Genomic DNA, 13,964 nt, shown 5'->3' on the forward strand with positions numbered 1-13,964 from the left:
ATCCTTTGAACTTAAAATCCTACGAAATTAAGTACAAAGGATACACTTGTTGCCCCTTATCCGACTAGTTTTTTATCCCTAATTAGGTGATAAATGAACAGAGTTAGACTTGTTGCAATAATACCAATATAGAGCTCATCGATATTGGCGTAGAAGCCAGCTTTTGAAATATGACGCCACGTGGCCGTTGAGACAACACCCACCAAACAGGCCGTCACAAACTGGTTATCACTAATTCGTTTCGGAAAGAGGTAACCATAGACGACTGGCAGCAATAGACATGATGCAGAAAATGATCCAAGAGTCTTCCAAACAGATTTTATATTGCCCTGGAAGTATTCAGACATAATCACAGTTAAAACGGCAACAAAAATAACTCCGAAGTGATGAATCCAAATACGACCTTTGTATTTCTTAGGTGCAAGGTCATAGGCCAAGTTTGTTCCTGCGATAAATAGGTATGAGTCGAGCGTTGATAAGATTGTGGCAAGAATCCCAGCTAATAAAAATCCCTTCAGTCCATGAGGCAGGATTTGAATTGCATATGTTAGGTAAGCATGCGCGCTCTGGGCATCTGGTATCGCGGCTTTTGCATACATCGCTCCAAACGTCGTACAGATATCAAAACAAAACCAGATGAAAGTTGAGATTAAAATACCTTTCTTTGAAACTTCACCACTTGTAGCCGAAAAACAGCGTTGATAAAAGTTTGGATCAACTAGAGTTGATAGGGCAATAAAGCCCCAGACAAAAGTCGTTGCTAATGAGTTCTTACCTGTCAAAGACCAGTAGGACTCAGGTAGGTTTGCTTTTAAATAAGAGATGCCACCAAATTCAAAGAAAGAGAATCCTAGAACTAAAGCAACTGCAAGGCACATCACAAAGAATTGAATGAGATCGGAGAATACAACTGATCTCAGTCCGCCCCACATTGAGTAGAGAACAACGAATCCAACTCCAAGACTTGTGTTAAGTAATAGTGAGCCTCCAAAAATTAATTGCAGAAAAATACCTAAACTAATTCCGTAAGCAATTGGGAGAACATTGAAGAAGTTAAAAACTGCAGTGAGTTTTGCTGAGCGTGGCCCAAACATTTTTTCAACTAGATCTGGTAGAGTAACTGCGTGATAAGGCTCAATTTTATCAATGAGAAAGAAAGCAAAAATAATATAGGCGATGTACCAGAAAACACCTTGAGTGATGAAGTTGTAAATCCCCTGGTTGAAGGCAATCTCAGTTACTCCAAAGATTCCACCGTACCAAGTTGCAACAAGTGTCGCGACAAAAAGAGGTAGTGTAAGCCTTCTTCCCATGATTAGAAGATCGAGAAATGACTCTTTTTCTGTGGATTTATTCATGCGATATTGGCCGTAAATTACACTGGCAATAGTTAAGCCTAAGATGGCAAAAAATATAAATAAGTCTAAAGATGATAGACTTTGAAATAAATCAATGCTGTTGTTCATATAGTCTCCGATTATGAAGTATGATATAGTATAGAAATTATAAATCAACCTTCAGGAACTCTTGTTATGACAATAACTCAACTGGAATATGTATTAGCAGTCGATAAACACCGTCACTTCAGAAAGGCATCTGAAGAGTGTCATGTTTCTCAACCAACATTGAGTATGCAAATACAGAAGCTAGAAGATAGTTTGGGTTTTGTTATATTTGATCGCTCTAAGAATCCAATCGTTCCAACAATTGAAGGTGAAACTTTCATTGCGCAAGCAAGAGTAGTTAATAAAGAATTTAAAAAATTAAAAGATATTGCAAGCGATCCAATCGTCGGTATTGAAGGGGAGTTCAAGCTTGGAGTCATTCCAACCTTAGCACCGTATCTCGTTCCACTTTTTTTAAGCCGCTTCGTAAAAGAATTTCCAAAAGTTGATCTTATTATTGAAGAGAGAACGACTGATGAAATTATTGAAAAACTAGATCGTGACGAATTAGATGCAGGTCTTCTTGTCACGCCACTTCATAATAATCAGCTCGTTGAAAGAGTTTTATTTTATGAACCACTCTATGGTTTCATTGCAAAAGATCACGAACTCTATCACAAGAGCCAATTAGATTACTCTGACCTAGACAAAGACGGACTTTGGCTTCTTCAAGAAGGCCATTGTCTACGTGGCCAGGTTTTAAACCTTTGTCAGAAAGTTAAAGGCTTTCAACACTTTGAGAGTGGATCTCTGGAAACAATTAAGAACCTTGTGGCCAAGGATAGTGGATATACGATTATTCCTCACCTCGATATGCTTGATTTAACAGGTGTTCGAAAGAAAATGATTCGCTCATTTACACCTCCGGTGCCAACTCGTGAAGTTTCAATAGTTTACGGCCGAATCTTCTACAAAGAGAAGGTTATTGATGCGCTGGAAAGTATGATTCTCAAGGTAATCCCAAAAGAGCTTAAAAGTTATAAAAATGCCGATGTTTCAATAATTCCTATTGATTAAGTGACATTTTAGCACCGCTGTTTGTTGTAATTTTTAATTCATTTCTTACATTTGCTTAACTTTAGGCATTATGGGCCTATAAAAAAGACACCTCGGTTCTTATATCATGTTTATTTTTCTATAAATTACTCAATCAACAAGTTCACAAAAGAGCTTGAAAGATTCCATAAGGAAGATTGGAGGAGAGGGTAATGTCAGTAAGAAGTTCCATGTTTTTATTAGTAGTTGTTTCCACATTCTTAACAGTTTCATGTGGAAAAGGTGTTCCAGCTTCAACGAATACAGATGTAGCAACAGGCTCAATCATTGTTGGTGATGTTAACTGGCAAGAAGTTATAGCCTTTGATGACTCTTCAGATGTTAGAAAGAATTCAAAAGCGGTAGCTGACATTCAATTTTCAAACACTGGCCGTTGTACTGGTTTTTTAATCTCAGATAACGTTCTAATGACAAATCATCACTGTATCACAAGTGCAGCTGATGTTGTGGGAATGAAAGTTTTTATGAAACATGAAAAAGGTGTTTCAAAGTCAAACCAAGGTGAGATCACATGTGACGAGTTCATCGGTAATGATGAGGAATTAGACTTTGCACTTGTAAAGTGTGAGGGCACTCCTGGTCAGACTTACGGTAAAGTTGTTTTAGATACAACAGAGCCAGTAGAGGGAGATAGCGTTTATGTTATCCACCAAAATTGTGATTACTATACTGACTACAACTGTGACTGGACGAAAAAAGTTTCTGAAGGGAAGGTTGTAGGGCTTAGAGGAGATGTTTTATACGATGCTGATACTTTAGGAGGATCATCTGGTTCACCAGTATTCAATGCAGACTCTGATAAGGTATATGCTATCCACCACGCTGGCTACGGCGGATGGGGAGGACGCGGAGTTTATAATGGTGCAGTTTCAATGAGTCGAATTGTTCCATTCATCTTAGAAAACTTCCCAAGTGTATTAGCGCAAGATCAAGATGATAGTGATTCAACTGATAAGCCAAGTTCTGACAATAATACTGCCGAAACAGCAACAGATTTAGGCGAAGGATTTTCTCAGAATGTTGAAATCGATAGTGAAGATGATGTTGATTTCTACAAGGCCGAAATGAAGGCTGGTGAAGTTTTAGACTTTAGAATCTTCTTCTCTCACAGCGAAGGTGATCTAGACTTTGAAGTTTTAAAGAAAATGGGATCAAGTTACAAAGTTGTATCTCGTAAAGAATCTTCAAGTGACAATGAGGCCGTGAGATTAAGAGTGAATTCTTCTAATACGTACTATATCAAGGTATTTGGTTATAAAGGGGCCAAGGCAAAATACAAAGTTCAATTTAAAAAATAAATAACAGGGCCTCCAATCGGAGGCCTTTCTTATATCTTCATTTTTAAAAAATCTAAAATTCTTTGTTCATACCAATAATATTCTTCTGAAGGGGACTTTATAAATCCCACATGGCCGCCGTTTCTTGGAACCTCAAGATAGATATTACTTTTTCTTTTTGCTAACTCGTAGGGATAGCTCTCTTCCGATAAGAAGGGGTCATCGTAAGCATTCAGGATATAGAATGGGACGCGAATTTTTTCCAAGTGAGAGATAGGTGAAGCCTCTTCACGATAGTGGTAACCATCGCGATAGCCGTAAATAGGGGCCGTAACATACTCGTCAAAGTCATCAATATGCTTAATGTTTTTTACTTTGTTCAGGTCTACCGGTAGCTCCATGAGCTTGGCCTTTTCAATAACTTTCTTTCTCATGGAGTAAACAAAGACATGACGATAGATATGACGTGATATTTCAGTTTTCAATTTCACCGAGCAACCATTTAAGTCCATAGGTGAAGACAGAATAAAGCCACGGTAAACCTTATGATTTACGACCTCCGGGTGTCGTCCAAGGTAGTTTGCGGTGATAGCGCCGCCAAGACTTATGCCCATTAGTGAAACATGATCGTAGTCTTCAGAAACACTATCAACGAGAAATTTTAAGTCGTGATAGTCTTGAGCATTGTAAAACTTTTGAGTGCGATTAAGGGCACCTCCACATGATCGCATATCCCATGAGATGACGTCATAGCCTTGAGAGTTAAACTTCTTCATCATATCAACAATATAACGATCACGACCGTTACCCTCTAGTCCATGCGAGATGATAATGAGGTGTTTTTTCTCAAGAGGAGAGTCTGTTGATGATTTATAATAGCGAAGAAAGTCACCGTCTGGTGTTGTTAGGGTTCTCTTTTCAAATTTGTGTTTTGGAGTTCTTCTAATAAAGAATGGAATGATCGTTTGTAGGTGACCATTTTGTAGAGACTGATGACAAGTATAGCTTGATTCGATTACAGGCATTTCGTTTCCTCCATTCCTCCATTATAACGCAAAAAGTGAAAATAAAAAAAGGAGGTCGTCGACCTCCTTTCTTATAAATTTATCTAAAATTTAGTTTAGAAAATTAATTAAAGTAGTTCTTTTGGAACACCTTTTGGAATAGCACTTAGAAGCTTCTTCGTGTATTCATCTTTTGGATTTTGATAAACGTCTTGTGCTGGACCGTACTCAACGATTTTACCCTTGTTCATTACACCGATTTCATCTGAGATATACTTAACAACAGATAGGTCGTGTGAAATGAAGATATAAGTAAGACCTAGTTCATCTTGAAGATCTTGAAGTAGGTTAAGTACTTGTGCCTGAACAGATACGTCTAGTGCCGAAACTGACTCATCACAGATAATAAATTCTGGCTTAAGAGAAAGAGCACGGGCGATACAGATTCTTTGACGTTGTCCACCAGAGAACTCGTGTGGGTAGCGGTTAAGGTGATCACCTTTTAGACCTACTTTTTCTAGAAGGTCAGCAGCTACTTGATATCTATCTTTCTTTGTTCCACCGATTCCGTGAATAACCATTGGTTCAGTTACAATATCACCAATAGTCATACGTGGGTTTAGAGAAGAGTATGGATCTTGGAAAATGATCTGCATTCTCTCACGCATCTCTCTCATTTGTGTTTTATTTAAATTAGTTACGTTAACACCGTCGTAAATTACTTCACCAGCTGTTGGCTCTAGAAGTCTAAGGATTGTACGACCTAGAGTTGTCTTACCACAACCTGACTCACCAACTAGACCAAGAGTACGACCTTTTCTTACTTGAAGAGTTACATCGTCAACGGCCTTAAACCAATCAACTGTACGACCAAAGATTCCACCTTTAATAGGAAAGTGCTTGTTGAAGTTTTTAACTTCAAGAAGAATTGGGTTCTTCTCTTCGCTAATTGGTCTTGGCTTCTTCATTTCTAGGCTTGAAACATCGATATCTTCTTTTGCATTTAGGAAGTCATCAACAGTAAGAAGTCTTACTGGGTTCTCATCTAGACTTGGACGACAAGCTAGAAGACCCTTTGTATATGGGTGTTTTGGATTTTCGAAAAGTGCTTTTGTTGTATTTTGCTCAACTAGGTCACCTCTGAACATAACTGCAACTTCATCAGCAATATCTGCAATAACTGCAAGGTCGTGCGTGATGAAAAGCATACTCATATTGTGTCTTCTTTGAAGATCAAACATTAGTTCTAGAACTTGCTTTTGAATTGTAACGTCAAGAGCTGTTGTCGGCTCGTCACAAATTAGAAGTTCCGGCTCACATGCCATTGCCATCGCAATCATTACACGCTGCTTTTGACCACCTGACATTTGGTGTGGGTATTTATCAACTGATTCTTTAGGAGAAGGAATACCAACTTCTTCATATAATTCGATTGTTCTCTTACGAGCTTCCTCTTTAGTCATTCCTTGGTGAAGCATAAGAACTTCATCAATCTGATTACCAGTTGTGAATACAGGGTTTAGAGAAGTCATTGGCTCTTGGAAGATCATTGCAATCTTATTACCACGAAGTTGTCTCATTCTTTCATTAGAAGCCTTTGTTAGGTCTTCACCATTGAATAGAATTTCACCTTCGCTAACTCTTCCAGGAGGATTAGGAATAAGTCCCATAATTGCTAAAGATGTTACTGACTTACCTGAACCAGATTCACCAACAAGCCCAACAGTTTTTCCTTTAGGAATACTTAGGTTTAAGCTTTTTACGGCCTTAACTCTTTCATCTTCTGTTTGAAATTCAACTGTAAGGTTTTTAATTTCTAGCATATTCTCTGCCATAGCATCTCACTTTTTAAACAATATTGATCAATTCTTAATTATAATAAAATCTTTTTGAAATCTTAATAGTAACTTAAATTTGTACCACTAACGACACATTATTTCACGACTTAATTCATCAAAAAATCTCGACAATTCAATATGATTTCAACTACTTAGTATTCTACATGCTTGCGAATTTGCTCTGTAAGGCCTTGTTGCGTTGTGACAATTTGCTCACTATAGCTTTTTAAATAGTCATTGTTTAGGTTTTCTACCTGAAATGGACGGCCATAGGCAACATAAATGCGCCCAAATGGTTTTGGGATCTTCGTTTTGTCCCAGCTCTTGCTAATACAAAAACGACGAGTTGATATTGACTGGATGCAAAGAACCGGAGCTTCACATTCGTGACTAACGACAAGTATTCCCTTTTTGGGAACATAGCTTGGTCCACGAGGGCCGTCGACAGTGATGGCAGAGTTAAGTCTCTTCTCATTGATTTGCTCAATCATGGATTGTAAGGCCTTGGCCCCTCCGCGTGAAGAGCTGCCACGAGTTGGCGTAAAGCCAAGTTTGGAAATTGTATCTGCGGCAAGGCTTCCATCTTTTGACTGAGAGGCCATTGTAACTAATCCACTGTCTAGCTCTGTTAAGACAGAAGTAGGATAGTGCTCGTGCCATACAGCTAAAGCGTAGTTACCATGCTTTCCCATTTTTTTAGCAAGATCTAAGTTCTCTGGGTTTAGAACAATAACTTTTGATGTGAATTTAACAAATCTTAGGTACCAAGAAACTAATGTAGGAACTAATTTTAATAATATAGACATTTAATCATTATCTCAAAATTAAGATTCTTCGTAAATTAAGCAATTTAAAAAAAACTGTGTTTATAACTTAGACAATAATCTCTCAAAAAGTCCATATAATGGGCAATGATGAAGATCAGCTGACTAAATTTTTACCTACGAATTACCATCTTTTAACTTAATTAAGATGAGCGTCATCCATGAATCGACTATGATCAAAATAGAAAGAGTTCTCGACCAATTAGCTCGGGAGCTACTTGTTCTACGCTGACCATGAAGGAGGTGTTATGGCAGGTTTACGAGAAATCAAGAAACAGAGAACGAGAGAAATGATTCTGAAGAACTCAATGGAATTATTTACTCAAAAAGGGGTTGATGAAGTAGGAATGCGAGAATTGGCCCAGGTGTGTGGATTGGGGATTGGAACTTACTATAATTACTTTAAGTCGAAAGAGGATGTCATCTTCAGTCTATTTAGAGAAAACTTAAATTCTGCAATTACGAACAAGCCTTTCCGCGTTGAAGAAAATGAATCAAACGCAGATAACCTTGCAAATAATTACAAAGCGATTTTTCAAGAATTAATGATTCATAAGAATATCGCTGATGAATTTTTATCTCTTGCTTATAATACTAAAAATATGGCCGATAGTGACTCTGTTGCCGCGAGGTTGACTCCACAGATCGTTGATCTTTATTGGGGGTGGGTGCAGCCGCTGTTTAGAAGTGCTGGAATTATTATTCGCACTGAAGAGGAAGAAGGCTTTAGAAGAATGCTTTGGCATCACTTCTTATCAAGCTTTCATGCTTACACTTCTTCTTTTGGGGCAGAGGAGAGTATTGATTATATACGCTTCACTTCGCGCCACTTACTAGGTGGACTTAATTCGAATTAATATTAAGGGAGCAGTTGCTCCCTTTTTACTTTAATTAAGTCTGCTCATATCGTCCATTGTCCGAAATAGAGAATATGTCCTTCAAGAAAATATTCTCAATCATATTCTTTATCATTCTCTTATTGTCTTGCTTTAATGAGGGAGTCGATTCTCCTCTAAGAGCACCTGCAAGTATTTACCAGTATAAAGTTATCTCATATACAACGAGTGCAATTGAATGCCGTGGACACGTTGATGAGAGAGATGTCGAGGGAACCCTTTTAGAGACGGTACCACTAGGGCCAGGGGGACAAGCACCAATCAATATTTGTGGTGAAGAACTAAGCACTTTAAAGAGTGATCGAATTCGTCTTTACTAATACTAAGTGAACCAATTCTAAACTGGCATCCCTATTGCAACATAATATTCCAAATAAAAGAAATTGAACGAAGTTTCAGCCTTCTATGGACTTAATTGCTGAACAAACTTTGTACAACTGTTTAAGGAATATTATGCGAAACCTAATTTTCAAGAGTTTACTGACTACTTTATTAACAGGGGCGACATTTGCTTATAGCGGGCAAGTTCTTAAGCTTAATAAAGATAGTGTTCCAAAAGAATTTGTTAAAACTCTAGAAGTGTTTATCACACAGGTTGATGAGAAAATTCCTGCTTCTGTAAGAGATGCCATCGGTGAAGAAGTTGAAGTTACTTTTTCTGATTTCAAAGAGAATAAAAATATTAGAAGCTTTCCAAAAGATCGTTGTAACGAATCAGTACCTGTAAAGTACGGAAGCGTGAGCTACTTTAATCGCGATGAGATTAAAATTACATCTCTATTTATCAAAGAAATTATCAATGGTGATGAAAGTATTGAACAGTTTGATTGTGGGCATAAGAATTATGTAAGAAAAGCACAAGCGACTATTTTACACGAGCTTGCACACCTATATGACTTAAAGAAAGTTAGAACAAAAGAGCATAAGCAAAAAGCAAGAGTTTGTCGTAAGGAAAAAGAAGAGCGCAATCATTTAAGTGATGAGTGTCGTGCCATTCTTTCTCAGGATACAAATAAGAACTCAATTAGTGGATTATTCTCATTCTATAAACTTGCGAATTGGAAGAAAGGCTTCTTCTCTAAGAAGACAAAGAACCTTTCATCGAAGCGATCTGTTGATGCCTATGAATTTGAAAACTTAAAAGAGCATAACGCTGTTAACTTTGAGTTCTTCCTAATGGACAAAGAGTATAAGTGTAGAAGGCCATCTTACTACAAGTTCTATAGCGAACTACTTAACCATATTCCATTTCCTAATTACGACTGTAAGATCTTTTCTGAGATCGTTCTAGATGACCTAAAGGTAACTAGGGATATTGATCCAAGTCGTGTTTATCGAGTTGATTACTTACTAGCTTCTAAAGGTGACTCAATGATTTCTGGATTTGGTCACTCAATGTTTCGTATCGTTCTTTGTGCTCCTTTTAGAAAGAAGGTGGATGAGAAGTGTTTAAAAGATAAGCTTTATCACGTCGTTCTATCTTACCGTGCAAATGTAACTGATATCAAAAGTGACATGTTAAAAGGTGTTCTAGGTGGATATGACTCTGTTCTATTCATGCTTTCTTTTCCTGAGGTTATCAATGAGTATAACGGTGGAGAGTTAAGAGATCTTATTAGCCAACCAATTTATCTATCAGAAGAACAAAAGACAGACTTCATCAATAAAGTTTTAGAAATTTATTGGGAGTATGAGGGTGATTATAAGTTTATCACTAATAACTGTGCATCAGAGTCAAATGAGCTATTTCAATCAGCTCTGCCAAATAATGAATTTGCTTATGAGAGAGTAATCTTACCTTATTCTCTACTTGATAAGTTTACAGAAAGTGAATTCTCAAAAGAAGAAGATTTAGAAAATATTGAGAAGGCACAAAAGAAAGGAATGTTCTTTCCGAGTGATATCGAGCTTCTTAAAGAAGTGAAGACGTCTCTATTTGGAGTTGAAGCGTCGGACTACAACATTAGAAGACGTCGTGTTCCTGGACGTGATCACAAGTATAAGACAGTAAAAAGAGAAAAATTTATTAAAGATATCTTAGAAGAATTTGATGTTGATCGTCTGTTTTCTAAATTTGAAGAATTAAATGAACTTAGTGAAACAGTTGATGTTGAAGGAAAGCTGAATGATCTTTCAATCTTAACAGGTGCAATCTTTAAGATTAAACAGTCTTCAATAGATGAAGAGGTAGGGAACTTTCTAGACAAGAATATGGAAGAAGAAACACCTCTTGGTAAAAGAATCCAAGAATGGAATGAAATGAGAAAATCTAGCCGTGTGAAGGCCAATGATTCAAGCTACGGAATTCCATTAGTCTTAAAAGACTCTGACTTTGATAGACACAATGTAAAAAGCGCAGAGCTAGAAAAGATTGAAAATCAACTTCTAGAAGACGTGAAAAGTAATTATGAAAAAGAGGTTCAGGACCTAGCAAGACTACTCGATTTGATTAGAAATATTCGTGATCAAGCAAGAATAATTTCAATGAAAGCATATAACTAATAACAATTTATTAAAAAAGAAAACAAAAACAAAAAAGGAGAAAATTATGAAAAGACTTACTACAGCTACTCTTATGACACTAATCGCACTTCAAGCAAACGCTATTGAAGTAAGAGATGCAACTCTTGGAGCTTCTTCAAAAGTATCTGAAGCAATCTATGATGCAGGTAAGAGTGCAACTGATAAAACTGTTGAAGTTGCTGACTTCACAGGTGAGCACCTAAAGGCATTTATCTCAAAGAACTTAGAGTCATCTTATAAGGCTTCTGAAAAGCTAGCAAAAGAAATCGTTAAACTATCTGAAGTTTCTAAGCCAGCTTTCCGTTTTACTGCTGATGGCCTTGCTATGGTATTTGAAATTTCTGGAAAGGGAACGAAGCAAACTTTAAAAGTATCTAAGAAAATTTATATCTTCCTTGAGCCAACTCTTGATGCAACAGGTGAGTTCCTAACAGAACTTCTTGAACTTGCATTTGAAGGAACGTCAGAAGCTTCTGAGCTTCTTACTGATATCAATGAATTCCTTTCAAGAGTACTAGAGAAGCCAATTGATGTAACAAAAATGACTGTTGAAGAAATCTTTAAGCTAATTGAAAAAGCAAGCGAGAAGTCTTCTGAAGTTTCCGAGTTTCTTTTAGGTGCAGAAAACTTAGAAAAAGGTATTGAGTACTCAGGAAAAGGAATCTCTCTAACTTCAAATGGGATTGGAGCTGCATTCTATCTTGTCTCTCAAGCAACAACAGGTATATCTGAATTATTTGATTTCAACAGAAAAGAAAGAGAGCAAATTGAGCAAATGGTTGAAAGAGGAGACGTTGAAGGACTAGCTGGTCTACGTGATCTAATTAGACACAATATCAACGAAGAGATTGGAAATGGTGAAGACCTAAACAGACTTCTTGATGACAATGCTATTGATACTTATATCAAGCTTAGACTATCGGTTCCTAATCTAGATCTTAAATTAGAAGAAATTTACGGTAACCAAATTGTAAAATAATTAAATTATAAAGGGATTAATAATGAAAAAGACAACTACGACAATTCTTCTCACTCTCTTATCTCTTCACGCAGTAGGAGCCGATATTAGAGACGCTGCATTCGATGCTTCTTCCAAAGTTTCAGAAGCAATTTATGATGCAGGTAAGAGTACAACGAGACAAACGATTAAGGTTGCGGACTTTACTCGTGAGAAGTTAGAGGCCCTAATCTCTAAAGGTCTTCAATCTTCATATCGTGCTTCGGAAAAAGTTGCTAAAGAAATTGTTAATCTCTCAGAGTTTTCAAAACCAGCATTCCGTCTAACTGCAGACGGAATTGCTATGGTTTTTGAAGTCTCAGGCAAGGCGACGAAGTCTTCCCTTGAGGTTTCAAGAAAGATCTATGTCTATTTAGAGCCTAGTTCAGAAAAGACAGAAGAGTTTTTAATTAAGATTCTTGATCTTGCTTTTGAGGGAACATCTGAAGCTTCCGAGCTATTAACTGATATCAATGAATTTCTATCAAGAGTTCTTGAAAAGCCTCTTGATATTTCAACAATGGCCACTGAAGAGGTTGCAGATCTTCTTTTAAAGGCCACGAGAATGACTCATATTGAAAGAATAATCGAGCTAGCAATCGATGGAACAACTAAGGGGAGTGAGTTACTAACTGACCTTAATGAGTTTCTATCAAAAGTTCTTGAGAAGCCAATCGATATTACTGGAATGACTCTAGAAGAAATTTTAGAACTAATTGAGAAAGCAAGCGTTGAATCATCTAAGTTAACTGAGCTTTTAATTGGTGCTGATAATCTTGAGAAGGGGACAGAGTACACTGGTAAAGGAATCACTTTAACATCCGAAGGTGTTGGGGCCGCTTTCTACCTCGTTTCTCAGGCAACTTCTGGGATTTCACATCTTTTTGATTTCAATAGAAAAGAAAGAGCACAAGTTGAGGCCATGATTGAAAGAGGTGATATTGAAGGGCTGGAGGGGTTACGTGATCTGATTCGCCACAATATCAATGAACAGCTTGAAAATGGTGAAGACTTAAATCTGCTTCTAAATGACAACTTAATTGATACTTATATTAAGATGAAGTTGACAGTACCGGAGCTCGATCAAAAATTAGAATCGTTATACGGATTAAAATAATAAAAAAGCCTAGGATAACCTAGGCTTTTTTTATAACTTAAATTCTCTGTGAAAGTATTTAAAATTAATTCCATCATATTGATTAAAACAGCCATAGACTTTCCCATCAATAATTGCAGGAGTTGATGCGAGATCATCACCAGCAAAATCAAAGAGTCTTCTTTTTGGCCAAAGAGTTTTGGCCTTTCCAAAGTCACTGATCTTATAAAAATATAAATTTTGAATATTTTTTGAAACTAAGTATCCGTCATGAATGACTGCCTTTGGCATATGTAGTGCTTCTCTACTTTGACGAATCGAAATGACCTTTTGTTGATTCATATTATCATCTAAGATCACAAGTCCTTCAAAGGCCCTCTTCTTTGTTGAAAAATTATAGGTAATATTATCGAGCATAACAAAGAGCTTCTCTCCATCGTTGTCGATCCCTGTTGCAGTGGATACTTGGCTTGGGTCATGTGGAAGATCAAAATTGTGAATTGATTCAATACTGTAAGCAGTAAGATCAATTTTAATTAGTCCAAGGGAGCCATGAGCGATAAAGAGTTTATCATCCATGATAGTCATATCTTGAGCAGTTTGATGCTTCTTTGCTATATGTTGGTTTGTTGATGGAAAGCTTGTGACGAACTCGTAATCGTTAAGACTATGAACAAAAACATAATCTGGTGTTAGGATGTAGAGCTTACCTTTATACTCTTTAACAGAACGAATCTCGTACTTTGAAAAGATTAACCTAATTTGTTCCTCTTCGAATTTATAAAGAAATGGCCCTTTGAAAATATAGTAATTATCTCCCGATTTGTAATGGCCAGTATCGCCCTTTTTAGAAGCACAGAATGAATCAAGGTTGGCCTCCGATGCAAATGCGATTAAAGATATAATCACGACTAATAGAACTTGTTTCATCTCTTCCTCCCTGAATTTATTTAATATAAATATTATCGAGTCGTAATTCTTCTTCGTCAAAAAAACCTGACAAATCTT

At 36.9% G+C, this 13,964-nt stretch carries 12 protein-coding genes; 7 read left to right on the plus strand and 5 right to left on the minus strand.

What is annotated here, in order from left to right:
- Positions 1-56: 56 nt before the first annotated feature.
- Positions 57-1,466: a sodium:solute symporter gene (locus ABMA78_RS06765; RefSeq protein ID WP_392858296.1), complete on the minus strand. Its 1,410-nt coding sequence runs from the start codon at positions 1,464-1,466 to the stop codon at positions 57-59.
- Positions 1,467-1,532: 66 nt separating this feature from the next.
- Between ABMA78_RS06765 and ABMA78_RS06770 the strand changes: the two genes are divergently transcribed.
- A complete protein-coding gene (locus ABMA78_RS06770) occupies positions 1,533-2,462 on the plus strand; it encodes a hydrogen peroxide-inducible genes activator (protein ID WP_392858298.1) in 930 nt (309 codons plus the stop codon).
- A 191-nt stretch (positions 2,463-2,653) separates the two neighbouring features.
- A complete protein-coding gene (locus ABMA78_RS06775; protein WP_392858301.1) occupies positions 2,654-3,799 on the plus strand; it encodes a trypsin-like serine peptidase in 1,146 nt (381 codons plus the stop codon).
- Positions 3,800-3,828: 29 nt separating this feature from the next.
- Here ABMA78_RS06775 and ABMA78_RS06780 read toward each other — a convergent pair whose 3' ends face one another.
- From ABMA78_RS06780 to ABMA78_RS06790, 3 genes are all read right to left on the minus strand, one after another.
- Positions 3,829-4,803 carry a YheT family hydrolase gene (locus ABMA78_RS06780; protein WP_392858302.1) on the minus strand — a complete coding sequence of 325 codons (975 nt, stop codon included), beginning with the start codon at positions 4,801-4,803 and terminating at the stop codon, positions 3,829-3,831.
- A gap of 107 nt (positions 4,804-4,910) precedes the next feature.
- On the minus strand, positions 4,911-6,617 hold the full coding sequence (locus ABMA78_RS06785; protein WP_392858304.1) for an ABC transporter ATP-binding protein: 1,707 nt from the start codon (positions 6,615-6,617) through the stop codon (positions 4,911-4,913).
- 155 nt (positions 6,618-6,772) lie between these two features.
- On the minus strand, positions 6,773-7,426 hold the full coding sequence (locus ABMA78_RS06790; protein WP_392858305.1) for a lysophospholipid acyltransferase family protein: 654 nt from the start codon (positions 7,424-7,426) through the stop codon (positions 6,773-6,775).
- Positions 7,427-7,692: 266 nt separating this feature from the next.
- On the opposite strand from ABMA78_RS06790, the gene ABMA78_RS06795 reads away from it, so the two are divergent.
- The 5 genes from ABMA78_RS06795 (at position 7,693) to ABMA78_RS06815 (ending at position 12,977) form a co-directional block, all read left to right on the plus strand.
- Complete coding sequence (locus tag ABMA78_RS06795; protein ID WP_392858308.1) at positions 7,693-8,301, plus strand: TetR/AcrR family transcriptional regulator; 609 nt, start codon at positions 7,693-7,695, stop codon at positions 8,299-8,301.
- Between the two features lie 74 nt (positions 8,302-8,375).
- Positions 8,376-8,660, plus strand: a complete 285-nt coding sequence (locus tag ABMA78_RS06800) for a hypothetical protein (RefSeq protein ID WP_392858310.1) — start codon at positions 8,376-8,378, stop codon at positions 8,658-8,660.
- A 133-nt stretch (positions 8,661-8,793) separates the two neighbouring features.
- Positions 8,794-10,842 (plus strand): DUF4105 domain-containing protein, encoded by a 2,049-nt coding sequence (locus ABMA78_RS06805; RefSeq protein WP_392858312.1) that lies wholly within the window; start codon positions 8,794-8,796, stop codon positions 10,840-10,842.
- Positions 10,843-10,888: 46 nt separating this feature from the next.
- Complete coding sequence (locus ABMA78_RS06810) at positions 10,889-11,842, plus strand: hypothetical protein (RefSeq protein ID WP_392858315.1); 954 nt, start codon at positions 10,889-10,891, stop codon at positions 11,840-11,842.
- A gap of 22 nt (positions 11,843-11,864) precedes the next feature.
- The gene (locus ABMA78_RS06815) at positions 11,865-12,977 is read left to right on the plus strand and encodes a hypothetical protein (RefSeq protein ID WP_392858318.1); all 1,113 of its coding nucleotides are present in this window, start codon (positions 11,865-11,867) and stop codon (positions 12,975-12,977) included.
- A 30-nt stretch (positions 12,978-13,007) separates the two neighbouring features.
- Here the strand turns inward: ABMA78_RS06815 and ABMA78_RS06820 are convergent, their stop codons facing one another.
- Positions 13,008-13,886 carry a hypothetical protein gene (locus ABMA78_RS06820; RefSeq protein ID WP_392858320.1) on the minus strand — a complete coding sequence of 293 codons (879 nt, stop codon included), beginning with the start codon at positions 13,884-13,886 and terminating at the stop codon, positions 13,008-13,010.
- Positions 13,887-13,964: the final 78 nt, after the last annotated feature.

Source organism: Halobacteriovorax sp. RZ-2 (genome assembly GCF_043196685.1).
Lineage (GTDB): Bacteria > Bdellovibrionota > Bacteriovoracia > Bacteriovoracales > Bacteriovoracaceae > Halobacteriovorax_A.